The 25,059-nt window shown below is 61.7% G+C and carries 26 protein-coding genes; all 26 read left to right on the top strand.

Annotation, left to right across the window (positions count from 1 at the left end; genetic code table 11):
- Nucleotides 1-36 precede the first annotated feature (36 nt).
- The 26 genes from ACFWUP_RS09335 to ACFWUP_RS09460 all read left to right on the top strand — a co-directional run bounded on the left by ACFWUP_RS09335 (nucleotide 37) and on the right by ACFWUP_RS09460 (nucleotide 25,056).
- Complete coding sequence (locus ACFWUP_RS09335) at nucleotides 37-933, top strand: phage tail protein (RefSeq protein ID WP_379232453.1); 897 nt, start codon at nucleotides 37-39, stop codon at nucleotides 931-933.
- A 5-nt stretch (nucleotides 934-938) separates the two neighbouring features.
- Nucleotides 939-2,603: a phage tail protein gene (locus tag ACFWUP_RS09340; protein ID WP_379232455.1), complete on the top strand. Its 1,665-nt coding sequence runs from the start codon at nucleotides 939-941 to the stop codon at nucleotides 2,601-2,603.
- A gap of 14 nt (nucleotides 2,604-2,617) precedes the next feature.
- Nucleotides 2,618-3,025, top strand: a complete 408-nt coding sequence (locus ACFWUP_RS09345; RefSeq protein ID WP_379232456.1) for a DUF2744 domain-containing protein — start codon at nucleotides 2,618-2,620, stop codon at nucleotides 3,023-3,025.
- Nucleotides 3,012-4,259, top strand: coding sequence for a glycine-rich domain-containing protein (locus ACFWUP_RS09350; RefSeq protein WP_379232458.1), 1,248 nt, complete (start codon nucleotides 3,012-3,014; stop codon nucleotides 4,257-4,259). The genes ACFWUP_RS09345 and ACFWUP_RS09350 overlap by 14 nt, the downstream gene beginning before the upstream one ends.
- Nucleotides 4,259-4,858 carry a hypothetical protein gene (locus ACFWUP_RS09355; RefSeq protein ID WP_379232460.1) on the top strand — a complete coding sequence of 200 codons (600 nt, stop codon included), beginning with the start codon at nucleotides 4,259-4,261 and terminating at the stop codon, nucleotides 4,856-4,858. The genes ACFWUP_RS09350 and ACFWUP_RS09355 overlap by 1 nt, the downstream gene beginning before the upstream one ends.
- 16 nt (nucleotides 4,859-4,874) lie before the next feature.
- Nucleotides 4,875-5,150, top strand: a complete 276-nt coding sequence (locus tag ACFWUP_RS09360; protein ID WP_379232462.1) for a hypothetical protein — start codon at nucleotides 4,875-4,877, stop codon at nucleotides 5,148-5,150.
- Nucleotides 5,147-5,482 carry a hypothetical protein gene (locus ACFWUP_RS09365; RefSeq protein ID WP_379232464.1) on the top strand — a complete coding sequence of 112 codons (336 nt, stop codon included), beginning with the start codon at nucleotides 5,147-5,149 and terminating at the stop codon, nucleotides 5,480-5,482. The genes ACFWUP_RS09360 and ACFWUP_RS09365 overlap by 4 nt, the downstream gene beginning before the upstream one ends.
- Before the next feature lie 76 nt (nucleotides 5,483-5,558).
- A complete protein-coding gene (locus ACFWUP_RS09370; RefSeq protein WP_379232465.1) occupies nucleotides 5,559-5,924 on the top strand; it encodes a hypothetical protein in 366 nt (121 codons plus the stop codon).
- A 13-nt stretch (nucleotides 5,925-5,937) separates the two neighbouring features.
- Nucleotides 5,938-7,137 (top strand): hypothetical protein, encoded by a 1,200-nt coding sequence (locus ACFWUP_RS09375; RefSeq protein ID WP_379232467.1) that lies wholly within the window; start codon nucleotides 5,938-5,940, stop codon nucleotides 7,135-7,137.
- A 71-nt stretch (nucleotides 7,138-7,208) separates the two neighbouring features.
- Complete coding sequence (locus ACFWUP_RS09380; RefSeq protein ID WP_379232469.1) at nucleotides 7,209-7,592, top strand: hypothetical protein; 384 nt, start codon at nucleotides 7,209-7,211, stop codon at nucleotides 7,590-7,592.
- Between the two features lie 912 nt (nucleotides 7,593-8,504).
- Complete coding sequence (locus tag ACFWUP_RS09385) at nucleotides 8,505-9,128, top strand: hypothetical protein (RefSeq protein ID WP_379232471.1); 624 nt, start codon at nucleotides 8,505-8,507, stop codon at nucleotides 9,126-9,128.
- A gap of 403 nt (nucleotides 9,129-9,531) precedes the next feature.
- Nucleotides 9,532-9,693 (top strand): hypothetical protein, encoded by a 162-nt coding sequence (locus tag ACFWUP_RS09390; RefSeq protein WP_379232473.1) that lies wholly within the window; start codon nucleotides 9,532-9,534, stop codon nucleotides 9,691-9,693.
- A gap of 132 nt (nucleotides 9,694-9,825) precedes the next feature.
- Entirely contained in the window at nucleotides 9,826-10,158 is a 333-nt protein-coding gene (locus tag ACFWUP_RS09395) for a hypothetical protein (RefSeq protein WP_379232475.1), read from the top strand.
- A 4-nt stretch (nucleotides 10,159-10,162) separates the two neighbouring features.
- The gene (locus tag ACFWUP_RS09400) at nucleotides 10,163-10,825 is read left to right on the top strand and encodes a nucleotidyl transferase AbiEii/AbiGii toxin family protein (RefSeq protein WP_379232477.1); all 663 of its coding nucleotides are present in this window, start codon (nucleotides 10,163-10,165) and stop codon (nucleotides 10,823-10,825) included.
- A gap of 440 nt (nucleotides 10,826-11,265) precedes the next feature.
- Nucleotides 11,266-11,877, top strand: a complete 612-nt coding sequence (locus ACFWUP_RS09405) for a hypothetical protein (RefSeq protein WP_379232479.1) — start codon at nucleotides 11,266-11,268, stop codon at nucleotides 11,875-11,877.
- A 527-nt stretch (nucleotides 11,878-12,404) separates the two neighbouring features.
- Entirely contained in the window at nucleotides 12,405-14,594 is a 2,190-nt protein-coding gene (locus ACFWUP_RS09410) for a hypothetical protein (protein WP_379232481.1), read from the top strand.
- A gap of 63 nt (nucleotides 14,595-14,657) precedes the next feature.
- Nucleotides 14,658-14,969 (top strand): hypothetical protein, encoded by a 312-nt coding sequence (locus ACFWUP_RS09415; protein ID WP_379232483.1) that lies wholly within the window; start codon nucleotides 14,658-14,660, stop codon nucleotides 14,967-14,969.
- A gap of 567 nt (nucleotides 14,970-15,536) precedes the next feature.
- On the top strand, nucleotides 15,537-16,019 hold the full coding sequence (locus ACFWUP_RS09420) for a hypothetical protein (protein WP_379232485.1): 483 nt from the start codon (nucleotides 15,537-15,539) through the stop codon (nucleotides 16,017-16,019).
- A gap of 70 nt (nucleotides 16,020-16,089) precedes the next feature.
- Nucleotides 16,090-16,677: a hypothetical protein gene (locus tag ACFWUP_RS09425; RefSeq protein WP_379232487.1), complete on the top strand. Its 588-nt coding sequence runs from the start codon at nucleotides 16,090-16,092 to the stop codon at nucleotides 16,675-16,677.
- Nucleotides 16,678-16,787: 110 nt separating this feature from the next.
- Nucleotides 16,788-17,078 (top strand): hypothetical protein, encoded by a 291-nt coding sequence (locus ACFWUP_RS09430; RefSeq protein WP_379232489.1) that lies wholly within the window; start codon nucleotides 16,788-16,790, stop codon nucleotides 17,076-17,078.
- The gene (locus ACFWUP_RS09435) at nucleotides 17,039-17,455 is read left to right on the top strand and encodes a DUF5361 domain-containing protein (RefSeq protein ID WP_379232491.1); all 417 of its coding nucleotides are present in this window, start codon (nucleotides 17,039-17,041) and stop codon (nucleotides 17,453-17,455) included. Before ACFWUP_RS09430 ends, ACFWUP_RS09435 begins: the two co-directional genes overlap by 40 nt.
- A 95-nt stretch (nucleotides 17,456-17,550) precedes the next feature.
- Nucleotides 17,551-19,710 carry a hypothetical protein gene (locus tag ACFWUP_RS09440; protein WP_379232493.1) on the top strand — a complete coding sequence of 720 codons (2,160 nt, stop codon included), beginning with the start codon at nucleotides 17,551-17,553 and terminating at the stop codon, nucleotides 19,708-19,710.
- Nucleotides 19,711-19,718: 8 nt separating this feature from the next.
- Entirely contained in the window at nucleotides 19,719-20,603 is an 885-nt protein-coding gene (locus ACFWUP_RS09445; protein ID WP_379232495.1) for a phage tail protein, read from the top strand.
- Between the two features lie 536 nt (nucleotides 20,604-21,139).
- On the top strand, nucleotides 21,140-22,645 hold the full coding sequence (locus tag ACFWUP_RS09450) for a DddA-like double-stranded DNA deaminase toxin (protein ID WP_379232497.1): 1,506 nt from the start codon (nucleotides 21,140-21,142) through the stop codon (nucleotides 22,643-22,645).
- On the top strand, nucleotides 22,636-23,142 hold the full coding sequence (locus tag ACFWUP_RS09455; RefSeq protein WP_379232499.1) for an Imm1 family immunity protein: 507 nt from the start codon (nucleotides 22,636-22,638) through the stop codon (nucleotides 23,140-23,142). The genes ACFWUP_RS09450 and ACFWUP_RS09455 overlap by 10 nt, the downstream gene beginning before the upstream one ends.
- 396 nt (nucleotides 23,143-23,538) lie before the next feature.
- Nucleotides 23,539-25,056 carry a phage tail protein gene (locus ACFWUP_RS09460; protein WP_379232501.1) on the top strand — a complete coding sequence of 506 codons (1,518 nt, stop codon included), beginning with the start codon at nucleotides 23,539-23,541 and terminating at the stop codon, nucleotides 25,054-25,056.
- Nucleotides 25,057-25,059 lie beyond the last annotated feature (3 nt).

A 25,059-nucleotide genomic window follows, 5' to 3' on the forward strand; every position in this document is an offset into this window, starting at 1 on the left:
TCATTGCAGCACAAGGGAAAGAGTTGAGGTGAACCAGTGGGGACTAGTCCTGCGCTGATAACGATCACCGGCGTCGACGGTTCGACGTGGACGATCAGTGGACAAGGTCGCGGCCGGGAAGGCGTCGACCTCGGGACCGCGCCGAGCGGACTCTACGACGCGCCGGTCACGACGATCTGGAACCAGACCGCGTTCCAGAACGGCGCGACCTACGGCGGGTACAGCACCAACCGACGCGAAGTGGTCTTCGGCGTCAACATCTTCGAAATGGCCGGTCGCTCTTGGGAATCCGTCGACAGTGCCTGGCGCAAAGCCTGGGCCTACGACGCGGATTCGATCATGACGGTGACCACCGACTACGGCTCGCGCTCGCTCGCGCTGCGGATGTCGCAGCAGCCCGACTTCAAACCGAACAAGGACCCGCACCTGAACCTGTGGGGTCAGGTCACCATGACCTGCACCGCCGGCGTGCCGTGGTGGGTCGAGGAACCCGCGACGAGTACCTGGGTCTCGACCATCAGCACGACCAACGGTACGACGCAATCCGGTACGGTGACCGTCGCCAATCCGACCGATCAGCCGATGTACCTGCAATGGGTGTGCTCGGCGCCGGGACGCTGGACCCTGCCCGACTTCTCCTTCGGCAACAACTATCACAACCGCGCCGAAGAGGATGCCGATCGTGTTGTGGTGCTGCCGAATACGGTCGCAGGCCAGGACCTGGTGGTCGACACCGACCCCGCGCGCGAAACTCTCGTCGCGGCCGACCGGTCGCAGATGTGGGCGCTCATGGGTGGGCGCGGTTTCGAGTACATGATCCCGCCCTACACTCCGGCCACCGTTTTGCCGGTGAAGGTGACCGGTGCGCCTGCGGGTGCCTCGGTCATGGTGGTGCAACCGCGCAACTGGTCGCGGCCTTGGGGGCTGCAATGACAACGGTGAACGATCTGCCTGTTATCTACAAGAACGCGCTGAAGGACAAAGCGCAGCGTGAGGTGCTGCGAACCAAACCTCCGCTCATTCGGTTGTGGGATGGTAACTGGCAACTGCGCGGTACCTGCGCGGGCGAGATCAGCGCCAATTTCACCTGGATGCTCAATGAATCCGGGACCGGCGTGATCGTCCTGCCCTATGAGCATCACCTCGCGCAGTGGGCGATCTCGCGCACACGGACCACTCAGAACATCCACATCACCGTGGACAAGGACGGCGCGCGCTGGGACGGCCGCTTGTCGAAAGCCGTTGTCAAACAAGACGAGTACGGCGTCAGCACGGTCGAGATGTCGTTTCTGCACTCCTATGAGGAGCTCAAGCACATCTGCGTCTGGGCTAACCCGCTGCTTCCGGCCGCCCTGCAGATTCCACAGCACTTCATCCTGGCCGGGCCATCGGCTTCCTCGTTGAAGCTGGCCCTGTTCCTGAACGTACTGCGGCTGGAAACCTCATTGTGGGCGTTGCCGGACAACCCGCTCGACGCGTCCGAGTGGTTCAACCTGGATATGTCCAACTGGTCGATCGTGGTGAAACCCCATGATCTGCTGGGGGATTCGTCGGTGTGGACGCTGCTCAACTCGCGGTTCAAGATGTTCCACGACCTGGCGAAGGATACCCTGGCGACCGCGCAGTTGATGGTCACCACCCGGCGATGGCTGGTCGGCGATCCGCCGCCGTGGCCGGGGGCGAATCTGCGCAACGGCGCGCTCGTGGTCGACATTGTCGACAAGAGTGGATTCACCACTGGCACGAGCGAGGGCGGCAGCGTTCTGGACGGGCTGGTCTACACCGCTCAGGTGTATACCGAGGATTACCTCGGCACGACGCGGAACGTCCTGCCCGACCCCAATGTCGAGGAGTATCAGCAGCCGGGCTGGTTGGGAACGATGTCGAAGGCGCCATGGGTGATCTTCCGACCTGACCGGAACACGGGTGTGCAGACGTCGTCGTTCACGATCACGCCGTTCACCGATGTGCAGATCCTCACCGGTGGGCATTCGCCAGAGCAGGTGAACGCCGGCGTGAAGCAGGCCCTCACCTCGGCGGGCCAGCTCGCGGGTGGGTTGCTGCAGATCGCCACGCTCGGTCTGGGCGACTGGTCGGCGATCGGCGGTCAACTCGCCGAGACCTGGCTGTATCCCGGGTTCAAGGACACCTTGCTCGCCTGGGTTTCCTACAAGGATCCGATCCGCGCGTCGCAAGCTGGTTGGTCGCACTACTACGAGCACTTCCAGGACGGCGCGGACGACGCTTACAGCTTGAACTCGCTGACCGCGTTGAGCTCGGCGCTGTGGGCGACGAGGTCGTTCTACTCGCACGAACTCACTGTCGCCGACGGCCAGCCCTACTTCATCGGCGATCAGGGCCACGGTCACTTCTTCCTCGGTGACCGAGTGGGGGCCACCGTTCATGGCATGCCCCCGGACGAGATCTACATCGACCAGGTCACTCAGCTGGAACTGGCCTGGGCCCGCGACCAGACCCCAGCCTGGCAAATCACCATCGGCACCAATCAGGAGGTCGAGGAGCCGCTGGTGAAGTCGATGCGAAAGATCGACGAGATCAAATCGACCATGCACGACCTCGGTGTGAAAATCAACTTTGACTAGAGACGGCGATTCCCATGTCGATTCCACAGCAGCACGAATGTGATCCCAACAATCCCGAAGAGGCCATTTCCTGGGCGTTCGTCGGTTTGCCCGGCCCGAAGAACGCCCCGATGATCGTGCATCCGATGGTCCTCAAACAGTGGTCGAAACATCTGTGGGACTTGGGGTTCCGGCATCACCCAGACCTGCAGACCAAGGAATACCACCCGCCGATTCGGGGCCACCACCATTGGCTCAACTCCGCGGGCACCTGGGTGGAGAAGGGGACCCCGCAGCCCGCCCGGATCACCGCGCCCGATGTGGCGATGTTGACCCAGCAAGAGCGGGCCGACCTGGTCGGCCAGCTGCGTGAGCATGGCGACCTCAACCATCTGCTGACCCGATCCACCCAGGCGGAGGCGACCGAGCATGACCGCGCCTGACCGGAAAGTCCCCGAAGGGGCTCAAGTCGTCGGCAGCTTCGGTGGTCTCGCCGACTCCCGTGAAGTCGCGTTCAGCGGCAATGAAACCCAGATCAGCAACTACAGCCAGCAAACCTTCCAGGCGATGACCAACGCCGCGGTATCGGGCGTGGTACGCAAGGCCGATGCCCAATTGGGTGCGTATGTCGGCGTCGCGATCGACCGCATGCTGGCCAATCTCTGCCGGGCGCTGGCGGGGGTCGAAGTGCTCGGCATCCACCCCTTGGCGTTTCTCAACGACTGGGCCACCGACCTCGACGCGAAGGCTAGTGAGGCGGTCTCTGGCGTAGGCGCGATCGCCAGGGGTATCACCGGGCCGATCAACGGAACCGCATCCGATGATCCGGCCGATGTCCTCCCGGCGATGACCATGATGCAGACGCGATTTCAACAAATTCTGTTGCAGGGCAACGCCCTTCGTATCCCTACCGACGCGAACTACACACCGAGCAAGGGGACATTGTCGCTCGATGTCATCTTGATCGGTGGTGGTGGCGGTGGTGGTGGCGGCCGCTGGGACCTCGTCGGCGGTAGTCGGGGCGCCGGCGGTGGTGGTGGCGGTGGGGGTGAGGTACATACCACCATTCCCGGGTCGCTTCTTCCCCAAGACGGCGCGGGCAACTATCTGCCGATTCCCATCACGGTCGGGGTCGGCGGTGTGGGTGGGCAACCAGGTGGGGGGTACGGCGCCAATGGCACCAACACCACGTTCGGGTCATGGCTGACCGCGGGTGGCGGCCACGGGGGTCGAGTCCAGCTCGGCTCCTGCGGGCCAGGTGGCGATGGCGGCTCCGGCATGATTCGCGGCGGCAATGGCGGTCGAAGTGGCGGCGCGGTACTCGAGGATCCGAACCCCTATCCGTGGCCCGGCGGCGACTCCTACTCGCAATTCGCGCTGTACGGCGGTGGTGGCGGTGGTGGCGGTGGGGCCGGCTTCACCGGTGGCCTCGGCCAACACGGTGGCCAGGGCGGTATCTCTGCCGGTGGTCCGCCGGGCGGCAATGGTGCCCCGCCTGCGCCAGTCATCTCCACCGGCGGTGGCGGGGGCGGTGGCGCGGTCACCGGTCTGGACCGAGGTGGGCACGGCGCGCACCCCGCGGGCGGCGGTGGCGGCGGTGGCGGTAACTCCACCGGCGCTGAGCGGGGCGGCAACGGCGCGAGCGGCGTGGTCTACGTGATCGAACGGACCAGCTGATGTTCGTCGCCAACCTCTACGTCTTCACCTCATCTGCCACGTGGACTCCGCCGCCGAACCTGGTCGCCGTCGAGGTGATCCTGCGCGGCGGTGGAGGCGCGGGGAGCGCGAGTGTTGGCGGCGGCGGCGGCCAGGCGAATCGAACCTCCCGGCGAATTCCCGCCGCGGTGCTGACCGGATCCGTCCCCATCGTCGTCGGTGTGGCCGGCAACGGGGGTGGCGACGGTGGCGAATCCAGCTTCGGCACATGGCTTTCGGCGGCGGGCGGCAAGGGCGGTGCCAACGGTGGCGTCGGCGGCGGCTTCGGCTTCCAAGGTGGTGGTAAGGGCGGCGCCAATGGTCAACCGGGCACGTCGGTTTCCGGCGGGGTCGTCACGCTGCTCGCGGGTGGCGGTGGCGGCGCAGGCGCCGGTTCGACGGGCGGCGCCTCCGGACTGGTCGCCGCAAACACGGGCAATCCGCCGCTGTGGCAGGTCGGCCAGTCCGGCGGTGGCGGCAACTCCGGCGCCGGCGGCGGCTTCCCCGCCGGTGGCGGTGGCGCAGGCGCGTCCGGCGCCGCCGGGCTCGTCACGATCATCGAATATCTCTTCACGTACTGAACGGAAATATCGCAAAATGCACACTGCGACAGACACTTCCATCGAAGCAACCGGATTCGCCGGCCCGGCTCGGCACTACGCGCTCTCCGAACCACTCCTCGGCAACGATCACGTCATCGTGTGGATCCAAGAAGCGTTCGGCCGCCAGAGCGCCGAGGCGGTCATCGTGCCCGCCCGGCCCGACGGCTCGGCGATCACCATGACCAAACTCCCCGGCTCCTACATCCATCCCGACGCGACGCGCGAAGGCGCCCTCTGGCTGGCGGGCTACGAAGTAAAGGAAACGCCATGACATCTCCGGTCGACCCCGGCTATCTCGGATATCAGCCCACCGTCGAACCCCTCATCCTGACCGCCGGTGCGAGCTTCGTGCAGAAGATTCAGCCGGCGGGTGGGGCTGTGTTCCCCAGTGGAACAACAGTTTCCATCGCCTTGACCGCACCGAGCGGTGTTCCGCTGGCCGCGTGGCCAGCGACGGTCACGCCGAGCGCGGCGTCCTGGGCGGTGCCGAGCACGATCTGCGACACGATCCCCGCGAATTCGCGCTACACGATGTTGGTGACGTACGCGACCACACCGGCCACCACCTATGCGTGGTACGTCGGCTCGGTCATCCGAACGTAGTCGACATCCTCGAAACACGGTGGGGTGCAGCAGCTTCCCAACCGCACAACATCCATCCAGAAAAGAAGGAACTCTCATGGCTATCGCCGTTGCTACCACTCGCCAGGCTCTCGCGGACGCGTACAAGAACGTCGCGGGCTCGAGCACCGTCTTCATCAGCGTGCACATCGCCGACCCCGGCACCACCGGCGCCAACGAGGCCTCCGGTGGTGCGCCCGCCTACGCCCGCAAGCAGTCGGCCTGGACCTCCGGCACCGGTGGCGTGGTCACCGGTTCGCAGGTCACCATCGACCTGCCCGCGGGCTCTTACACCCATGTCGGGCTGTGGAAGACCGTTGCCGGTACCGGCGCCGCGGACTTCATCGACAAGGTCGCGATCAGCGCCACCACTCTCGGCGCTCAGGGCCAGCTGCTGATCACCCCCACCTTCACCCAGAGCTGACGGAAGGCGCCGCATGGCTACGCAACAATCGACGGTGCGGGCCACGTTGCCGGCGCCGTCCACAGCTGCGGTGAAACCGCCTGGCGTCTCGGTTACTACATCGAGGTCGCCGGCGGTGCCGGTGGTCGTGCTGCGCGCGGACGTGCCGGTCATCAAGCCCTACATCGTCGCCGGGTATGCCGGGGGCGGGGCCGTCATCGCGCGTCTGGACACGGTGCGAGCGCAGATTTCGGCACAGCCGACCGCGAACGGTCAGGCCACCGCCGCAACCTCGCCGCGCGCTGGGGCGTTCATCGCCGCTGGTGCGCTGGGGCGACTGGTCGCGAAGGTCGTGGTCAAGTCGGGCAAGGTTCTGCTGGACGCGGGCCTCACCGCGATCGGCGACTCGACAGCCGCGCTGAACACCCACCTGCCGAGGGCATTCGCCGCGGAAGGAAGCGCGAGCACCGACCTGGTCGTCATCAGCAGCGCCGAAGCGCTGTTCGGTAGCGAAGGGCGGTTCTCCGGCCTGGCACCGTTCGATCTCACCTTCACCGGGGACGGCAGCCTGACGGTCGACGCGCCTGCCGTCGGGCCGGTAGTCGCCTTCGGCGGCGGGTCGGGCGAGGGCGTGTTCTCGGTGCAAACCGGACAACCGGTCGAGCTCGGCGGTGCGGGCTCGCTCGCAGTGGCGCAGGGTGTGCCTGCGAACGTCGCCGGTTCCGGTGGGTTCGCTGCGGTGACCAGCGCGAAGGCCGGTATCGACATGGCGCACGCCGCGTCCGGACAGTTGTCTTTGGTGACAGTGCCGAGTTTCGCCCCCTCGCGGATGACGAAGTCGTCGCCGTGGACGCAGATGACCGAGAGTTGGCTGACAGTGGCCGGCTGGAGTGCCGATACTGTCGGCTATCCAGGAACCACCGTCAGTTCCGATGGCATCGTTGTCCAATCGCCGAAAGCGGCTGCGACGATCGAAGCTTCGATCGTCTTCACGGCGGTGGTCGCCTACTCTGCCGTTCCGGTCACGCTGCGGCTGACTGTCAATGGGGCAGTCGTCGCCACCGGTACGGCGACTTCTGTGCCAGCTGGTGGGACAGCGGCCGTCAGCGTCTCGATGGTCGGACCCGTCACTACCGGTGATGTGGTCAGGGTGCAGGCGAAGAACAGTTCTTCACTCGGCGTGAACAGCCCGACCGCTCAGACGAATCCGGCCTCATACGTCCGTATCACCTGACCATGAGTGCTGTGCCCGCCCGGGCACAGCACTCGGCATCACCCACCACCTAGGATAGATGGTTTGAATCGATGAATTCACAGCTTCACGCCTTGTTTTCGCAGATTCGCGGGGGAGGTCTGACACTCGCGCTCATCGTGGGCCTCCTGGCCAACCTGCCGGTGACAACAGTGGCACACAGTCAGACGGCCCCCTTTTCGTCTGCCGATATCGGCTTCGCGGAGGGTTCTGGTTCGGGCACGGAAATCGCGGCGCGGCTCCCGGCCATACAGTCCGCAGCGTCACCCAAGGCACCGATCCTGCGACTGGATCTCGATTGGTGGTACGTCGAGCACTCACCGGGTGCCGCGCTTCGGTGGGACCGGCTGGACCCGGTTGTCGACGAAGCCGCGGCTCGCGGCATGAAGGTGCTGTTGGTGGTCGACCCCGCGGGACCCGACCTCGGGACGGACTGAGGGTCGCAGTACGAACAACGCTCCCCTTATACCAACTGAAATCGTCAATTCTGGATCCGTACATTCAACAACCCTCGAAGGGTCGAGCCACCGACAGGGACCCGCTTCTCAATCCAGTGAGTCAATCAGCCCTGGGCGAAATCAAAAAGCCGCAGATTTCGGTAGTAGGGCAGCACCGTCCTCTGGATCGGCCGCTGATCAACCAACAGACAGCGGTAGGCTCGCACAACATCAGAATTCATGGCGCGGTGGTGATGATGTTGAAGGGAGTGCAAGGGGAAAGGATCTCACCTACCCTGTCTCTCGCCATGACTTCTCCGGGGTAAAGAATGGCAAAATTGGAGAAATCAACACCGTGATTCTTCCAGGCATGAAGGATGTTGTAAAAGGAGATATCGCAGGAATTGCAGCAGGTAGGGCTGTGTTCGATCCTGTCGCGCAACGGTATACGATAAATGGCAGGACCTATGGAGTGGAACCCAGTGGCAGGGTGTTCCCCGTGGCTGGTCCTGGCTTGGCGCAGTTGAATCGAGTACAGTACACGGCACTGCAGTTGATTCTCAATAATAGTGGGGGATCTCCGAAGCTGGAATCTCAGTTCAGAAATGATCCCAAATTCAAGATGAATCCGTTAGACGTTCAGAGGGCTTGGGAATTGTACGAAAGGTACGGTAAAAGGTGATAGGGCGATCTTTTGGCTTCTTGATGAAGGCTGCTAGTGCTGATAGTATTAAAGACGCCCTATCGGCAGTCACTGGGGTTGATTGTGCGGATATTGATGTAGCCAATTCGGACATAGATTGGGAATTCCGGAACTCGGAGGCGCTTGTTACCTGCGATTTGTGCCCCGTCAACGGTGACATGGATCTCTCGATATCGGTGTACCTGCGTCCAGGGGTCATCGTGTCTCCGATGGCATATGTTTTTGCCCTCCAACTTTCCAGCGAACTGCGCATGACAGTGTTCTTCGATGAGGAGGGCGAACTTTCATCAATTATGTACGGGGCAACGTCACGCGGACTCCTTATCCCATCTCTGATCGATGGCGATGATGAGTCGGGATACTGGATCGAGCGCGTTGGAGCGCCCATTCCGGATTTTCCCAACGCGAGCGTTGGCGAAATTTCGGATTCGGGTAATCGGAAGTGGCTGACAACTCCGATTACCGACCGGATAGCATCGGAATATCAGCCTGAAGTAACGCCTGCGGTGATCGACCACCTAGGGCATTGGGAACTTCTCATTGCACGAATGGCTGAAAATTGGCCCCCTAGTGGCGTCTATCTCGTAGACGCGTTCTGTGCTGATCTTACGCGACGTGATCACCTGGACGTACTACTAGGTCAACTTACTGAAGCGGGAAAAGAATGCCGTATCGGGCTGGTTGCCGCTGTGAGCAATATAGATGATCAATTCAAGAATCTCACAGTAGACGACAATGGTTCGGAACTGGCGCGGGTCGGCTCGTTCGATGGTGAATTGAGTGCGCAGTCATGGTGGTGGCGACGTCGACCAGCAAATATCCCCTGGCGGTGATCAAGTGTTGTTGCAGTAATAAATGCCACCTACTTCACGTGCGTATGTGAGTATCCCGATCGGTTGACCGGTCGGGATTTTTCATGCCCAAATCTTGGTTTCAATCAATTTCTGTTCAAGGACTTGACATGAATGAACGAATACTGTTTTCTGATATCGAACAAACTTTGGTCGATTATCTTACGATGGAACTCGCTGCGATGTCCGATACTGCGGCTGTGACCAGTCGGTCCCGGATCCACGTCCGACCCGGATGGTGCGAGTAACCAGAAACGACCGAAAAGCCCGAGTTGATGTCGAGGATCGGGAGGGGCGCAGGAGCGCTCAGCTGATTCTCGATCGTCCTCGTGTTGTTCTCGAATGCACCGATGACGCCGGCGCGGCGGCAACACTTGCCGCGATCGTGCGTTCGATCTTGAGTGCGGCCGCTCCTGGTTACCTGGGCACCGTGTGGTGCGACCAGGTCGAGGATGCCGGCATGGAGAACGACACCGATCCGGTGACAGCCGCTCCGCGGTACATAATTGTCGCCGACCTGATTGTGCGAGGCACCGTCCTCGCCTGACTCCGACCGGAGTCGAACCAAGGTTCTCGATCTCCACGCGTACCACCACCTCCGCGTCGGGCACCATCACTGTCCGGGCGCGATATGCTGAGATCAGACCCGGTATCTCGGACTTGGCGAAGGGGTGAACGGATGGCGCCGGAGCGTCGTAGCTACAGCAAGCCGATTGTGCTTCCGGTTGCGCTGGACCTGTTGGTGGGCCCGGTCAGCGGGGTTGTTTGGCTGCCGCGTCACCTCGATTGGTCCGGGCATGCGGAGTACGACCTCGACCGGCCCGGCAGGATCGTCGACTTCTACCGGGCAGTGATCAATGAGGCGGGGCAGTCGACTGATCTGCATACCTATCTCAACGAATCCGCGCTGAAGCGGTTGTGGTCGTATATGTGGCTTCCGCAGCCGACCCGGCGGGCGTGGGAGGCGAAGTTCGTGGACTTGGCCGAGCTCAGCCGTCTGGCCTCGGCGTAGCAGGGTGGAGCCACATCACCGCCGTCTGGCCGGGATCGCGCTTGGCGTTGCGGGTGACCAAGGGTTCGCTCTTGCCGGTGGTTATGCCATGCGTGCGCACGGGATGGGTGATCGCCCCAGCGGGGACGTCGATCTGTTTACCGATTGGCACAGGCGCGCGGATTTCCCGGGTGCGGTAGCGGCGGTTACCGCCGCGCTGTGTGCCAACGGGTACAGCGTCGAGGTGACCACGAGTGGCGAGACCTTCGCACGGCTTCTTGTGCGGTCTCTGGCTGAGCCGCAACGGGAGCCCGACAAGCTCGAGTTGTCTGCGGACTGGAGGGCGCACCCGCCGGTGATTCTCGATGTCGGTCCGGTGCTGCATCCTGACGACGCGGTCGCGAATAAGATGATCGCCCTCTATGGCCGGGCGCTCCCGCGGGATTTTCTTGACGTCGATGCTGCGATCACGACAGGGCGCTATACGCGCGATGGGTTGATCGAGCTTGCCAGTAGTGCTGATCGTGGTTTCGAGCCGATGATGTTCGCTGATGCGCTCGGCGCACTTCGGCAGATCACCGATGATGCTTTTGCTGAGTATCGCGTCAGTCCAGAGCAAGTCACACAGATGCGGGCCCGGTTCCGGGACTGGCGCGATGAGTTGATCGCCGCCGCGTCCCCGCACTGACTGACATCTGGTCGTCGGCGCGGGCCAGGCGCTGTTGCTGCTGTTGATGAAAACGCTTACGCCACTGCAGATTACGTCGGTAGATTGCTCGGCCTGCGTTCGCTCATGCGCCGCTGACCAGCCTTATGAACGAATCTTCGCGGAGCTGTTGACACAGCGCGCTCGCTCGGCCACGATTGTTGCAGCGGGCCGCAGCCTGCCCACTTACTTTGCAGCCCAACCTCTTTCGATGTGGGTGCGCGTTCATGAGGCCCTTCCGGGTAGCGCTAACGGCCCCTTTTCCTCGGTCGTAGACCCCACAGGCGCTCTGGCTGATTTGCGCCTTGCCTTGAGCATGTGGCGATACCTCGCGCCCGCTCCGACTCCACATTCATAACCACCACGAGCCCGGCCATTCGGTCCGGGCTTTTTTCATGCCCACGATCGGGAGGGACCACCACATGTCCGGCAAGGAAATCATCGGCTCGGTCGACTTCAACTCCGCCGAAGCATCGACACCGGAATACGTCCAGACCGAGTCCGGACAGTTGGTCACTCCCGAGTTTCTGGTCTTCATCCAGCAGGCGATGTCGGGCAAACTCCCCGAGCCCGACCACGACGACGAACTCGACCCGCAGGTTCGCGCACTGGCAGAAGAACTTTCGGTCATCCACCTGCCCGAGTGGACCAGCCCTGTCGGCCGCAAGTTGGCCGAGCCGACGGTGACTTCGATCAAGCAGGCGACTCGGGTCGCTGAGTATCTGATCAAGCGTGGTGTGCGTGTGCACCCTGAGCTCGAGGAGATCCGGTGGGTCCCGACTCCTGCCGGCGCCCCGGGCGCTTTCGACACCGGTGCTCACATCACCCCTGATGCCGAAGGCCATTGGCCTACGCCTGATGCGGAGGAGTTCTACGACTTCGACGAGATCTCGGTGAAGCAGGTCGAGGGGAGCGCGTGGTACGCGACTCATCCTCGCGGGATCGCGTGTGAGGGGAAGACGAAGTCGGAGGCGTATGCGGCGATGGTCGCTGAGCTGCGGCGTCGGATCGATGATGCGGAGCCGTCTCGGTGAACGGGCCTGAACCGGATCCGGCAGGTGACGGTAGCTGGTTGCGGAGTCTGACTCCGATCGGTGCACCGGCCCCACATCCCGATCGCGAACCCCAGGTTCACAATTTCGACGGACTCACCCCGCAGTCCGCAGCGCGAGCACTCGAACGCATATGGGCGACTCGCGACATGATCGCCTCTGCGTTGTCAGGCAACCCCGCACCTGCTGTGGTGAAGCCGATCGTTGATCCTGAGGCTGGATCGGTCCTCGACGAGGAGGGATACCGGGTCCCCGTAGAAGGCCAGGTCGCCAACCCAGGTAGCCAAGCCACCCGGACTGAGGATCAGCCGAAGGGCGAAACGCCTCGGCCCCAGGTCACACAACCAGCGCATACCCAATCTCAGCCGTCGACAACTACACCCACACCGCAGGCAACCTCGCCGGTTCAGAACGGACCTACCAGTACCCAACCGGCTCCCACAGAGACGCAAGCGCAGTCTCCGACATCGACCGCTCCCGGAGCTGATAGCCCTACTTCGACCACGCCGGTGGCGCAGCTCCCCGAGAGCTTTCAGCAGAATCCTGTATTCGCACAGCTGTACGGTTTCGGTCGCACCGAAGGTGCGGAAGCGCAGTCGCCCGAAATTACAAGCCCTCAGGTTCCGGCGAGCATATCGCCGGAGGACCGGGTGGTGATTGAGCAAAGCGTTGTCGGTCAACTTCTGTTCGACGTGCCGAGCACAGCGTCGGTATCTCCGCCGCCACCAACTCAGCAGGAACTCGATACGAGCCGCGTCAACCAGATTCTTCCCGAGGGTGTAACCCCTCCTGTTCGAGGCGGTCCCGCGGTGGTGTGGGTCGACGGCAACAACACACAGGGTTCGTTGTTCATCGATGAATTCGGCGTACGCCATTGGGATTATCTGCTAGCCAACGGAGTGTCGATCAAAGTCGAGCAGGGAGGTGGCAGCGACGGCGCAGACCGACCGTGGACAAATACAAAAATTACCCAACCCGGAGCCTCCGTGCCAGTTGTCGATACCTATGCGACACAGGGGGTTACCTCATATATCGATACTGTCGATGGTCGCGATGTGAATGTCGTCCTATTTCAGGGCGGCGACATCGGACTTCAGACACAAGATGCCGAAGGTGGAATAAAGACTACCCAGATCACTCCATCCGGACCGTACTCAACGTACACATCGAGAGATGGAACAACCTGGCAGAGCGCTTTCGAAAATCGCCTGTTCACCCGGTTTTCGGGAACTGATGGAAGCGAGAGCGAAGAATCGGGATCAGTTGACCGGCGAGGGCGTGGTGAGGGCTATTTCACATATCCCAACGGAATTCGAAAAAATTACACAACGGTTGATGGAGTCATTACGGCTGGACACTATGTCGACCGGGAAGGAATTGACCTCGGACGATTTTCCCAAGTCGACGGAATCATAACCTTCACGCCAAGTCAACTATACATAGATAGCTATATCCGTGAACAAGGCGTCACGGATATGCGCGTCGTTCTTGATCCTGCGAACGGTTCCGCGCAGACCTATTATCGACTCGTAAACCTTGCGGACGAACAGCAGCGTGGCTTTCAACCCGGCGATATCCCGGGCATAGACTGGATGGCTCAGACTCCGCAAAGGCAGCCGGGGATAATCGAACATTTTCGAAATTCGTTTTCGGTAATCGGCGATGAGTTGTCCAATCATTGGAGCGGGCCCCTGATTGCAACGATGAATGCGCGAGCTGGATCCGGCGGTATCTACTTTCCTGACTATCGCACGCCTGCCGCGAAGCAGCACGCAGCGGGTGAAATTCTATGGGCTGCGGCGGACGTCGTCAGCCTCGCTGCGGTGTTTCTCCCGATCCCGGGTCCGGGTGTGATTCGCTGGCTAGCCGGTCTGCGAAAGGGTGCAACATCGTCAACTGAGGCGGTCATCGCTGCAGCGGCGACGGATGCCGCTGTTATAAAGCGTGCTGATGACCTGGATTCTGCGGTCAGAGTATGGATATCGGCACAACGTGAGGCACAATTTGAGCTGTCGTACACACAGCTCGAAATGCGAGAAATCGCTGCGTACAGCATTCGCCTGGGAATGGATGATGCCACCGTATTAGATATGGTAAGAATCGCCTCTAGGGTGGCCAAGCCGATTTCGTCAACTGACCTCGTCGTCCAAATGGGCAACTGGACCAACGTTGTCTCGGCTAGAGGATATCCGTACAAATTTACGAGTCGGGACGAATACGCCCGATTTGCCTCGGAACTCGATACTGGCCTCGTAGGTGCCGGGATACCCTCGCGTGACGCATTTGTGCAAGGATCCTCACTCAGGACGCCGATGGCAAACGATGTCGATATAGCGGTTTTTGTGCCGAGCTCATATTTCGATAGCCTGCTGATAAGCCACTTCGAAGGCAAGGTTGCATACGGTGCGGCTGAGAGTTCTGCCCGCTCGCCGATCGCATTGGCTGGATTGTCGCGAACGGAATTGGAAGCCTTGTCAGTGGATATCAAGCTAAATCCGGCATTGTACAACAGCAACGCTAAGACGTTTGGCAAGGCTGTTTCCGATGGTATCATCAGTTCGAAGTCGAAGATATCACCCGGTTTGAAGCAGCTCGCAAAGCAACTGGCAGCAGATTATCCACATCTGAATGTCGAGTCAATCTCGATTCTCATCAAGGGTGGCAAATTTGATACCAAACCTGCATTGCGGATCGAGTAGGAAAGATTGAGGTTCCGTATGTATGCATTCGGTGGAGAACTTGGGTGGGCTACCTACGATGTCATGACAACTATATTGAAATTGTGGGTCGGCGGTGCTGTCAATATTAAGATTGGCCGCGTTGGCTATGAGTTGACCTACGAGGGCGAGATGATGGATATTTTCTGTCATGAGGACCGAGCTTCTTCAGGCGGCAGGTTCACCTACTTGATCGAGGGAACGCTTACCGAATCCGTCGACGCTGAGGGGTGCCTCGGAAAATTGGCAAGGCTATGTCTCGATGCTGGCCTGACCTACTCGATTGATTATGTCCCAATCGGCATGGAGGGGGTACCGCTTGGTGATGAAAAAGTCTTGGATATTGGAACAGCGTGACGCTCGTCATGTGGCGACGGCTTCTGTTGAGGCCAATTGCGAATGTTGTAATTTCGCGCGTGCCAGCTAGGAATGTGGATGCTTCGGAGCGGAGTCGAGTCGGGCCGACCGTCAAAACGAATCGGAAGTGTGAAAGTGTCGCACGTATAATTTGACTCCTTGGTCACAATATTTCCGTTGAAGGGTGCTTTCTGTGTCTGATATTCCTCTTGAGCTGCACGCTGAGCCGAGATTCATGATCGACAGCGTCGTCGGTGATCAGTTCAGTGCCACCCTGAATTCGAGTATGCAGCCGATCATATTCCGGGCGATGGCTTGTTGAAAACAGCTGGGCGGCTGGTGTCTCTTCGTGCCGAGTACGGTTCGTAATTGCGAACCGCCACTTTCATCGTGAAAAAGAGTCTGCCGGGACATGGATCATATCTGCAAATTTTGAATACAACCACCCCGGGGCGTTAATTAGGGTGCGATGTGATCGCAATGCTGTTCGTTGCTTGAAGGTGCTGCCTAACACGGGACGTGGCCTATAGCGGATTATCCCGATCGGTTGACTGGTCGGGATTTTTCATGCCCAAATCTTGGTCTCAATTAATTTCTGTTCAAGGACTTGACATGAATGAAAAGATACTGTTTCCTGATATCGAACAAACTTTGGTCGATTATCTGACGACACAACTTGCCGCGGTATCTGACACCGCGACTGTGGTCAGCCGGGTTCCCGACCCGCGTCCGGCCCGGATGGTGCGAGTAACCAGAAACGACCGAAAGGCCCGAGTTGATGTCGAGGATCGGGAGGGGCGCAGGAGCGCTCAGCTGATTCTCGATCGTCCTCGTGTTGTTCTCGAATGCACCGATGACGCCGGCGCGGCGGCAACACTTGCCGCGATCGTGCGTTCGATCCTGAGTGCGGCCGCTCCCGGTTACCTGGGCACCGTGTGGTGCGACCAGGTCGAGGACGCCGGCATCGAGAACGACACTGATCCGGTGACAGCCGCTCCGCGGTACATAATTGTCGCCGACCTGATTGTGCGAGGCACCGTCCTCGCCTGACTCCGACCGGAGTCGAACTGAAGTACCCATCCCGAGGGCCTGCGCAACAATCCCAAGGGAGATAACAACAATGGCTCTGCCTTCCAGTAATTTCATCGGCGCCGGTACCCCCAACCTCGCCGTTTCCGGCGGCGTCCTGGTGGCCCCGCTCAACACCACCCTGCCGACCACCGCGGCCGGCACCATCGCCCCCGCCTTCAAGGCGCTGGGCTATGTCTCCGAGGACGGCATCGAGTCGCTCGGTGAGCGCAAGGTCGAGACGGTCAAGGACTGGAACGCCGACATCATCGCCCAGCTGCAGACCGAGCACTCGGTCCGCTTCGGCCTGACCCTGTACGCGGTGTGGGACCAGGATGTGCTCGCCGAGATCTTCGGTGAGAACAACGTGACCGCCACTGCTGCCACCTCCACCTCGGGCAAGCTGATCAACGTCCGGGAGACCGGCGTGGTTCTGCCGCGTCGCTCGTGGGTCTTCGACATGAAGACCGAGGACAAGAAGCTCCGCATCGTGCTGCCGAACGCCAAGATCTCCTCGATCACCGAGAAGAAGTTCGTGTCCAACGAACTGGCCGGCTTCACGATCAATGTCGAGGCATTCAAGGACGATTCCGGCATCAAGGCGTACCGCTACCTCGATGACGGTCTCAAGACTGCCTGATTAAAGCCCCCAATGGCGGCGGGTAAAACACCTATGCGCAGGCCCGCCCGCCGCCATTGGGCCCTTCCTATTTTCCAAAACTCAGATTCAAACGAAAGGGTCTGCTACCCATGACTTCTCCTGCTGCACCTATCAAGATCGCCCAGCCCGCGGTCGTGAAGAACGACTTCACCTACACCGTCGACGGCGCCGAGATCGTGCTGCCGTCGCTGTCCTACCTCAAGCCCGGTCTCGTGCGCCGGATCCGTCGCCTCGGCGATGTCGACGCGATGTACACCCTGCTCGAGCTGAGCCTGACCCCCGAGGCATTGGCCGCGCTCGACGAGATGGATCCCGACGCCTACCACGAGCTGCTCGAGGCGTGGCGCGCGCACTCGGGGCTGAGCCTGGGGGAATCCTGAGCCTCGACGCTCTTCTCGAAGAGTACAGCGAGGCAATCGAATACGACCTGATCGTCCTGGGGCTCCGGCTACGGATGCTCGGCACCGACGCACTCGACTGGGCCGACCTGCGATCGATCGTGAAGCACCTGCCGCTCGAGTCGGCGTTGCTTCGGGTGATGCACCCGGAGGGGAGTCGATGGCAGACCGCCGAGCACCTGCTGGCGGACGTCGCCGACAGCTTGCGGTGGTTGGCGTGGGCCCGGACCGATGACGGTCGGCGCGGGCGCAATATGCCCGAGCCGATCGCTCGCCCCGGACGGAAGTCGAATCGTGAACGAGTCGGCACGGCAACGGAACTCGATCAGATGAACGACTTCCTCGGCTGGAACGACTAGGTGGCTGCAGCCCCGGAGCGGTCGAACGCAGAAAGTGGATACCAATTGTGAAGAAGAAACGCCCAACGGCGATGACATTGCCGGACGTTCTTGCGATGACCACGAGCGGCACACCGGCTCCGGGAAAGCGGATCAGGCTGCCGAGCGGGGCCGTCTGGGAAGGCGGCTCCGGCGGCGGCACCGCGACGATCACCCTGCCGGAGGAAGGCCCGGTCACTCTCGGTGAGGATGGCCGGATTCCGCCGAACAGCCTGATCGGCGCGGGTTTGCTCGGTGTGCTGTCCGACGTGCTCGGCACCCAACCAGGTGCCATCGCCGAACGTGTCGCGGGGCAGGCCATGGATCTGCTCCGTCCTGACACCGACGCGACCGACACCAAGACCCGTCTTATCAAGTTCTCGTCGAAGACGACCCTGCTCAATCCGGCGAAGCCTGAGAGCGGAATCAACAATGTAGTAGTCGAAAATGCCGGTGCCCCAGCAGGTTATGCGGGCGGCGGCTCGGTTCGTGGTCCCGGCACCGGTACCAGCGATTCGATCCTGGCTCGCCTGTCCAACGGCGAGTACGTGGTCAACGCGGCCGCGACTGCCGGTGCGCTGCCGCTGCTGGAAGCGATCAATGCCGGTTGGGTTCCTTCTGCCGGTTACCTGGGCGGCATGCTTCCCGGCTTCGCCGGTGGCGGGCTGGTCGGCGACACGGGCATGGGCGATCCGGAGAAGTGGCGTGATCTGCTCGGGACCGGGCTGATCGCGGACGTGATCGGTGGCATCGGCGGTGCCGCGATCACTGCCGCGGGCACTGCGGGTGCGGCGCTCGGCGGTGCTTTGGCGCCAGTGCTGGGTGCGGGCGGGCTGTTCGGCCGTCGCACACCCGAACCGATGAAAGTCGACTTGGGCGCCAACTCGCCGTTCACCGGCGAAGGGCCGCCGATCTCGGCTTCGCTCAACGTTGAACCGCAAGGTCTGATGGGAGCGATGCCCGCGTTCGCCCAGGAGTCGACGTCGTCGGCACAGGGTTCTACGGCACCGCTTTCGGCGCTGTCGGAGGCGTTGTCCGCGGGGATCGTCGCCTCGGCGACCGAAGCTGGTGGTCGGGTCGGTGCGGCGTTGGGTGCGGCTATCGCGCCTGCGCTCGGGCCGGCCGGGCAGTTGGCGCCGGAGATCGGTGAGCAGCTCGGGCAGACGATCGGTTCTCGGTTCGGTGGTGGGTTCGCGGCGTCTATGTCGCTGAAGTCCGCTATCGGTGAGATGCCGTCGGAGAGCTCGGGTTTGTCGCCGAGTGGCGCCGGTGGTTCGGTTGCGCCGGGCGGTGCTTCGCCGATGACGCCGACTGGCTTCGGTGTCGACGGTGGATCGGGCGGTGGTTCCAACAGTGTTGTTGTCACCGGTGGGTCCGGCGGCGGTTCCAGCAGTATCACGTATGTGCCCAACGGTGCTGGTGGGTATTCGGCAGTCGGTGCGTCCACCACGCCGCGCACGCCGAGTCTGAGTGAAGGTCTCAACGGGACGAGTCTGGTTGAACCAAGACACTTCACCACCTACGGTGGCGCCGACTACATCGATCGCGGGCACCTCGTCGGCAGCGAGCTGGCGCGGAACTTCGGCACATCGCTCGGTCTGAGCGACACCACAGCCCTCGGGGAGGTCGGCTCCACGCTCGGAGCTCTGGCGGGTTCGCTTGGCATTCCTGCGATTTCGGACGCGCTCTCGGTCAACGGCGAACTAGCCAAACAACTCGGAATCACGGCTGACACAGAATTTTTCGCTCCGGGCGATCAACAGGAGGCGTTCGACAACAACGAAGCTTCGAACCTGTCATCGGCCATTTCAGGTTTCACGTCCGGCAACGCCTCGGGCGGTCTGGTCAAGGGCATCACCGGAGCTGCCAAGGGCCTGGCGCAAGATGCGGCGGGCCAGGTCGGCCAATTCATCGGCGCCAGTTTGGGTACCGCGATCGCGGGGCCGGCCGGTGCGGCGATCGGCGGCGTGCTCGGATCCGTCGCGGGCTCGGTCGTCGCGGGCAAAGCCGTCGACCTCGTCGCGAAGCCTGTCGAGTGGTTGGCGAGTACGGCAAAGGAAGTCGTCGGCACCGGCTTCGGTCTGACCGACCTGGCCGAGGGCGTCGGCGGACACACCGCCCGCGGCGACATTTACAACTTCAACGGCATGGACCCCAAGAGCGTGCAGATGTCCATCGCCCGAGTTCAACGCCGCCAGACGTTTGTGGCACAACGAGGAGGAGGACTCGGTCGATGATCCACCAAATGCTCAACACACAGGACACCAAGATCGTGGTGTGGGACAACAACGGCCGGGTTTGGCACCTGGCAGGTCCGAATGCCGGTCGAGAAGGCGTAAGGCTTTCGGCGCAAACAGGTTTCATGTTCGCACCGGTCCAGCTGCTCGCCACCGAAGGCGCCCGCCAAGACGGCGCCACCTTCGCCCGATCGGTCCGCTGGAAGAAGGAATGGGACTTCCTCGCCATCATCTCCACCGCGAGCGGCGCGCAGGAGTCCAACCCGGTCCGCGAATTCCTCGCCGTGCACGACGCGTGGTTCCGCGGTTGGTCCACCGACAAGCCCGTCACCGTCGGCTATTTCACCCGGCACCAGGGCTGGCGATTCCAGCAGTTCCAGCTCGACACCGCCCCTGAACCTTCGGGCGATATCGATCCGGCGCGCAACGGTTTCGCGATGTACAAGATGTCGGCGACGGCGATGGATCCGCTCGAGCGGCACTTCGACGAGACCATGGTGTGGACCAACGCTTCCGGTGCGGGCGAAGGCATTCTGCGCCTGCGCAATGCCGCGGATCAGCCGGCCTGGCCGCGCTACACGATGAACGGCCCCGGTCGTTGGTCGATCCTCGACCCGGTCGAGGGTCTGGAACAGCCGCGGTTGGTCCAGACGCCGCGCTTGACCGCAGGTCAGACGCTGCGCATCGACACCCACCCACGCCACCGCACGGCTCGGCTCTACACCGAGGGCAGCTCTACCAGCGTGAACGTGTGGGGTCAGCTCGCCGGCCGCCGTTGGCTCGCTTCACTCGACCCGTGGGCCAGCACCGACATCGTGGTGAAGGTCGAAGGCGGGAACACCGATTCGAGCATCATCGGGGCCGTGACGCCGAGGTCATCGCGACCGTTCTGATCGCGCCTACCAACTGAACATCGATCGAGAGAGAGCCCAATCCCTTTGCAGGGGTTGGGCGCTCTCGATTTCTAAGGAGGTATCGCGATGGTGGTACCAGAGCCTTACGTCGCCTACGACCTTTCCTATTTCTCCGCGTGGCTAGCGTCGTTGACTCCGGCGGGGTCCAATTCGGGATCAGGTCCCGCGCGAAAACCGCGGGTGCACAACCTGAATGGACTGACCGCAGCCTCGGCGACGCGCGCGTATGAGCGGGTGCTCGGGGTTCGTGCGCTCGACGCGATTTCCTCGGCCCAAGCGATTTCTGATCCGGTAGCGACTACTCCGCAGCGCCCGACCCCGCAGAAGCCCGTACCGGATACGACGACTCCGGGGAGTGGGCCTGTGCAGCCGGGTATTACAACCCAAGGGGCAACGCCGAATAGCGTCCCGCAGCCGCCCACCGCGCCGGTGGCCCCGGAAGCAGGTAAACCCACTGGGACCACGAGCCGCGCACCGATGCGGAGGCACGAGACCGGTTCGACGCACGGACCCGCTTGAACGAAGCAGGAATTCCTTGGTCTGATCCGCGGATCCAGGAATGGATCGACAGCAAACTCGACGTCGCGATAGCCACTGATCCGACCATTCCGACCCGGTATCAGGCACCGCCGCTGTTCAGCCCCTACGAGATCCGGCAACAACAGATCGAAGCGAACCGCGTCGACATCACCGGTAACGACCTGAGGCAAGGAGCCAACGAGTTTCTGGCCGCGATTACCTATGGGCCGGCGCTGGTGTTGTGGGAGGCGGCACATGATCGCGGTGATCACAGTGGCGCCGAGATTGCCTGGGCCGCAGCTGAGCTCGGCCTGAATGTCGTCGGCATCGTTCCGGGCGTTGGCGCTTTGACGGGCGTCGCAGCCAAAGCGACGGTTCGTCGACTTGCTCCCGAATTCTGGGGCGTACTGAGCGCAACAGACGATGTGGTCGACGCTGTCAGGGCAGGTCAAGCGCTCCAAGACGCACGTGTCACCAACTCTGCGCTCGACTACCGCCAGAAGTTTGTGCTCAACGGCAGGCCGTCTCCGGCGGCAAACGCCATTGACAATGCTCCCTCGCCATTGCCAAGTGATACGTCGCCCGGCCCCGCGATGGCGCCGGAACTCCATACGACAGTTTCAGGACTGCCCGCAGCTACGGCAAGTCGGCCGGTGCACCTGGCGGAAGACTTCACACCAACGCCTGCGGCGGTCAATAGTGCCGAGTTGCCACTGAATCAGATCCGTGCCGACGAGGGCGCGATCGCCCAGGCGGCGAAAAACTTCGTCGCTGACGTCGAGCATTTCGTCATGCTCGAAGCACGGATGCCAGTGACGGCCATGGCTGGCACCCCCGGACGTGGCGCTGCCGCAGCCGGTGATGGCATACCGGCGAGGCCTACTGGGTCGAGCGTTTCTGAAGGCTCTGGAGTAAATTCGAGGGGCGGTGATGGCTTTGCGCAATCGAACGAAAGTGGCCGGAACCTAAACCCAAAGGGCCAACGGAGCGAGCCGGGGTCGTCCGAGCCCCCGCCGCCGTCACGTAACGATGACGTACTGGCACCACATCAGGCCAGCGTCAACGACGGCATTCAGCGAGCGATTGAAGATCTTCCGACATTCCAATCCCCAGGTTCCGGAACGCACACCTACGGCTATCTCCTCGATGGGAATGGTGGACGGATTTCGAACCCATACTCCGGTCCCTCGGGCAACGAGACAATCATCAGTGGAGGTACGGGCCTGGCACCGTCAGATGCTGTGAGCAGGATTATTCGGGCCTCGCCGATCAGTCAGAGGATTGGAAACGCAAATGTGGCATGGAGGGCGGATGTAGAGATGAAGGTCGCCGCGATTATGAAGTCAGGCAATATTTCAGACTGCACGCTGGTTATCAATAACCCTGCTGGCCCATGTCCCGGATGTGCAATGTCACTTCCTTACCTCCTATCTCCTGGAAGCACCTTGCGAGTCGTATGGCCAAGCGGATCGGCGGTGTATCGTGGTGTTGAATGGCCATAGACTTGGAGGAAATTTTGAGCTCGATTACCGCGTACTCATTACCTGAGCACCGTGATTCTCCCTTAGTTATTCGCTCAGCTAAAGAATTGGCGACTGCTGTCGACGAGCTTGTCGGCGCCGGTAATGAATATTGCAGTTACATGTCTGTCTTCGTGGATGATCCGGCAGGGGTTCACTCGTCCTACCTCGGTATCGGAGTGGATTCCGATCGCGGCTGCGGAAGCATCTTGTTCCAGGGCGAAGACGGGGAGTATTACTCACGGGGCACTGACACGGACTGCATCGCAGTCTGCTATTTTGACTTCGGGAATGAGCGGACGTTTCCAGGCAATTCTCAAATTGAGATAGGTAAACTGAAGCAGGCCTTGATTGAATTCTATGATGGTCATTTCAGGAGGCCTGCCACCGTGAAATGGCAGGTATGGGCGGGGCTTGAGGAGGATGCTGGCGATGTGAGTAATTTGCACACGAGCCTGATAGACCCATGGAGCTCTTGATGATTTGCGGCATGTACGAAGTTGAACTGGTGGGGATTGCTTGGGCATCTGGAGAGTCTCGATTGGCCGTATCCCTACTCGGTGCAGGTCTTGATCCGCGACGAGGAGGATGACTGCTTCGGGCTGTGGATGCTCATCGGCGGAAAGATGACCGAGGTTCCGTTGGTCAGCACTGAGAGGATCCCGAGTGATCAGTTGATCACGGGTGGTGTGCTGATCCGTCCGGAGAGGTATGTCGAGCCTTCGGAGACGAGTCGGACTGACCCGTGAGCGGAGGTGGCGCTCGCCTGCAATTGAAAACCTCAACTCGAACGAGTTGGGGTTTTTTTGTACCCAAAAACAAGTGAAAGGTGGTGGAGGATGGGTGTTTGGGACCCGCATGCGGAATCGCGGCGGATGGATGAGATGTTTCGGGTCGAGCAGGATGATGCTCGAGATCAGGAAGTTCTGGTTCGGTACTGGGACAAGGATATGCAGGAGGTGGGGGAGGAGCGGAGTTATCTGTCGTTGCAGGTGAGTTTTCCGCGGAACTCGGCCGGCGGGTTGAAGATGATCTGTCCGCGCGACATGGTGCACTTCGACCATCTGTTCGGCAATCATGCGGACACGACCCTGCCGATTACCGTGAACACCAGGGGTTTTCGGTGGGACGGGTACATCACCAAGGCTTCGATCGTGCGGGACGACAACGGTGTCGAGACCGTGGACATCGAGGCGATTCACGCCTGGAACCATGTGTCGACGATCTGCTGCTGGGCGAGTCCGTTCGCGCCGGTGCTCGCGCAGTTCCCGCGCCACCACATCCTCTTCGGTCCGGTTCGGACTCTCGTCACCACCTACCTGACGATGAATCTGATGCGGCTGCAAGGGAACACGACGTTCCCGATCGCGGTCGTTCCGGTCGATCCGCGGACCGATACCAGTCGGTGGAGCGCGGCGTCGGCGCGATTCGACATGGCGGACAAGCTGTTCCAGCCGATGCTCGAGGATTCGGGCGTCATGTTGACAGCTCGGTTCTTCCTGCCGGGAGAGGACGAGCAGCCGGCGCCCGAATGGTTCTACCTCGACAAGCCGACCGTGGTGTTGGAGACGGTGGACAAGTCGGGTGTTACGGGGCCGACCGGGTCGCTGCTCGACGGAATCATCTCGTGGTTCGAGGAATTCGCCGATGACGGCACCACGCCGATGCGGTATCCGAAGTTCGACTCGACCAATGAGTACGAAGCCGTGTACGGGACGCCGGGCAAGTTCGGCACCATGCGGAATCTGCCGTGGGTGTGGTACTTCGAGGGCGAGTATTCCGGGATCGGCGCCTCCGAGATCGCCCTGCACAAGCCGACGGCGACCGACATCATCGTCGGTGGTCGTTCGCCGGGCTGGGTGAACGCCGGCATCGAGATGGCGATCAAGGGGTTGCTGTCACTGATCGGCCTGGACTGGCTCTATCGCGGCCAGCTCGACGATGTGTTCCTCGCCTGGATGGTCTACCGGGATATGGAGCGGGTCAACAAGGCCGGTCCGTACGCGTTCCGCGAGGTGTTCATCACCGGCAGCGACAAGGCATTCACGCTCGACGGGTTCGTCGCGGCGCGGCAGGGCCTGCATCTGTCTCGTGGCTACACCAGCCACAAGGTGACCATCCAGGACAACGCGCCCTACCTGATCGGCCGTGACTTCGGACTGGGTGACCAGATCGGATTCGCTATGGGCGAGAAGGTGTTCACCGACTTCGTCACCGAGCTGACCTTCACCGACGACCGCGAAACCGCGGCGTCGTGGCAGATCACCGTGGGTGACGGGTCCGACGAAGAGGACTCGGTCGTCAAGGCGTGGCAGCGGCTCGGCCGGGTGGCGTCGGCGATCAAGGACCTGTCCACCGATGTGGGTGCCGACTTGGACCTGCTCATTTTCTGAGCG

Source organism: Nocardia sp. NPDC058658, from assembly GCF_042716665.1.
Lineage (GTDB): Bacteria > Actinomycetota > Actinomycetes > Mycobacteriales > Mycobacteriaceae > Nocardia.

What these genes read in the sequence shown, in the direction of transcription:
- ACFWUP_RS09430 (WP_379232489.1), top strand. Translation starts at nt 16,788, where the DNA reads ATGACTTCTCCTGCTGCACCTATCAAGATCGCCCAGCCCGCGGTCGTG.
- ACFWUP_RS09460 (WP_379232501.1), top strand. Translation starts at nt 23,539, where the DNA reads ATGGATGAGATGTTTCGGGTCGAGCAGGATGATGCTCGAGATCAGGAA.
- ACFWUP_RS09420 (WP_379232485.1), top strand. Translation starts at nt 15,537, where the DNA reads ATGCCCAAATCTTGGTCTCAATTAATTTCTGTTCAAGGACTTGACATG.
- ACFWUP_RS09415 (WP_379232483.1), top strand. Translation starts at nt 14,658, where the DNA reads ATGACAACTATATTGAAATTGTGGGTCGGCGGTGCTGTCAATATTAAG.
- ACFWUP_RS09345 (WP_379232456.1), top strand. Translation starts at nt 2,618, where the DNA reads ATGTCGATTCCACAGCAGCACGAATGTGATCCCAACAATCCCGAAGAG.
- ACFWUP_RS09425 (WP_379232487.1), top strand. Translation starts at nt 16,090, where the DNA reads ATGGCTCTGCCTTCCAGTAATTTCATCGGCGCCGGTACCCCCAACCTC.
- ACFWUP_RS09395 (WP_379232475.1), top strand. Translation starts at nt 9,826, where the DNA reads ATGGCGCCGGAGCGTCGTAGCTACAGCAAGCCGATTGTGCTTCCGGTT.
- ACFWUP_RS09385 (WP_379232471.1), top strand. Translation starts at nt 8,505, where the DNA reads ATGGCATATGTTTTTGCCCTCCAACTTTCCAGCGAACTGCGCATGACA.
- ACFWUP_RS09370 (WP_379232465.1), top strand. Translation starts at nt 5,559, where the DNA reads ATGGCTATCGCCGTTGCTACCACTCGCCAGGCTCTCGCGGACGCGTAC.
- ACFWUP_RS09440 (WP_379232493.1), top strand. Translation starts at nt 17,551, where the DNA reads ATGACCACGAGCGGCACACCGGCTCCGGGAAAGCGGATCAGGCTGCCG.
- ACFWUP_RS09405 (WP_379232479.1), top strand. Translation starts at nt 11,266, where the DNA reads ATGTCCGGCAAGGAAATCATCGGCTCGGTCGACTTCAACTCCGCCGAA.
- ACFWUP_RS09375 (WP_379232467.1), top strand. Translation starts at nt 5,938, where the DNA reads ATGGCTACGCAACAATCGACGGTGCGGGCCACGTTGCCGGCGCCGTCC.
- ACFWUP_RS09350 (WP_379232458.1), top strand. Translation starts at nt 3,012, where the DNA reads ATGACCGCGCCTGACCGGAAAGTCCCCGAAGGGGCTCAAGTCGTCGGC.
- ACFWUP_RS09365 (WP_379232464.1), top strand. Translation starts at nt 5,147, where the DNA reads ATGACATCTCCGGTCGACCCCGGCTATCTCGGATATCAGCCCACCGTC.
- ACFWUP_RS09380 (WP_379232469.1), top strand. Translation starts at nt 7,209, where the DNA reads ATGAATTCACAGCTTCACGCCTTGTTTTCGCAGATTCGCGGGGGAGGT.
- ACFWUP_RS09445 (WP_379232495.1), top strand. Translation starts at nt 19,719, where the DNA reads ATGCTCAACACACAGGACACCAAGATCGTGGTGTGGGACAACAACGGC.
- ACFWUP_RS09360 (WP_379232462.1), top strand. Translation starts at nt 4,875, where the DNA reads ATGCACACTGCGACAGACACTTCCATCGAAGCAACCGGATTCGCCGGC.
- ACFWUP_RS09355 (WP_379232460.1), top strand. Translation starts at nt 4,259, where the DNA reads ATGTTCGTCGCCAACCTCTACGTCTTCACCTCATCTGCCACGTGGACT.
- ACFWUP_RS09455 (WP_379232499.1), top strand. Translation starts at nt 22,636, where the DNA reads ATGGCCATAGACTTGGAGGAAATTTTGAGCTCGATTACCGCGTACTCA.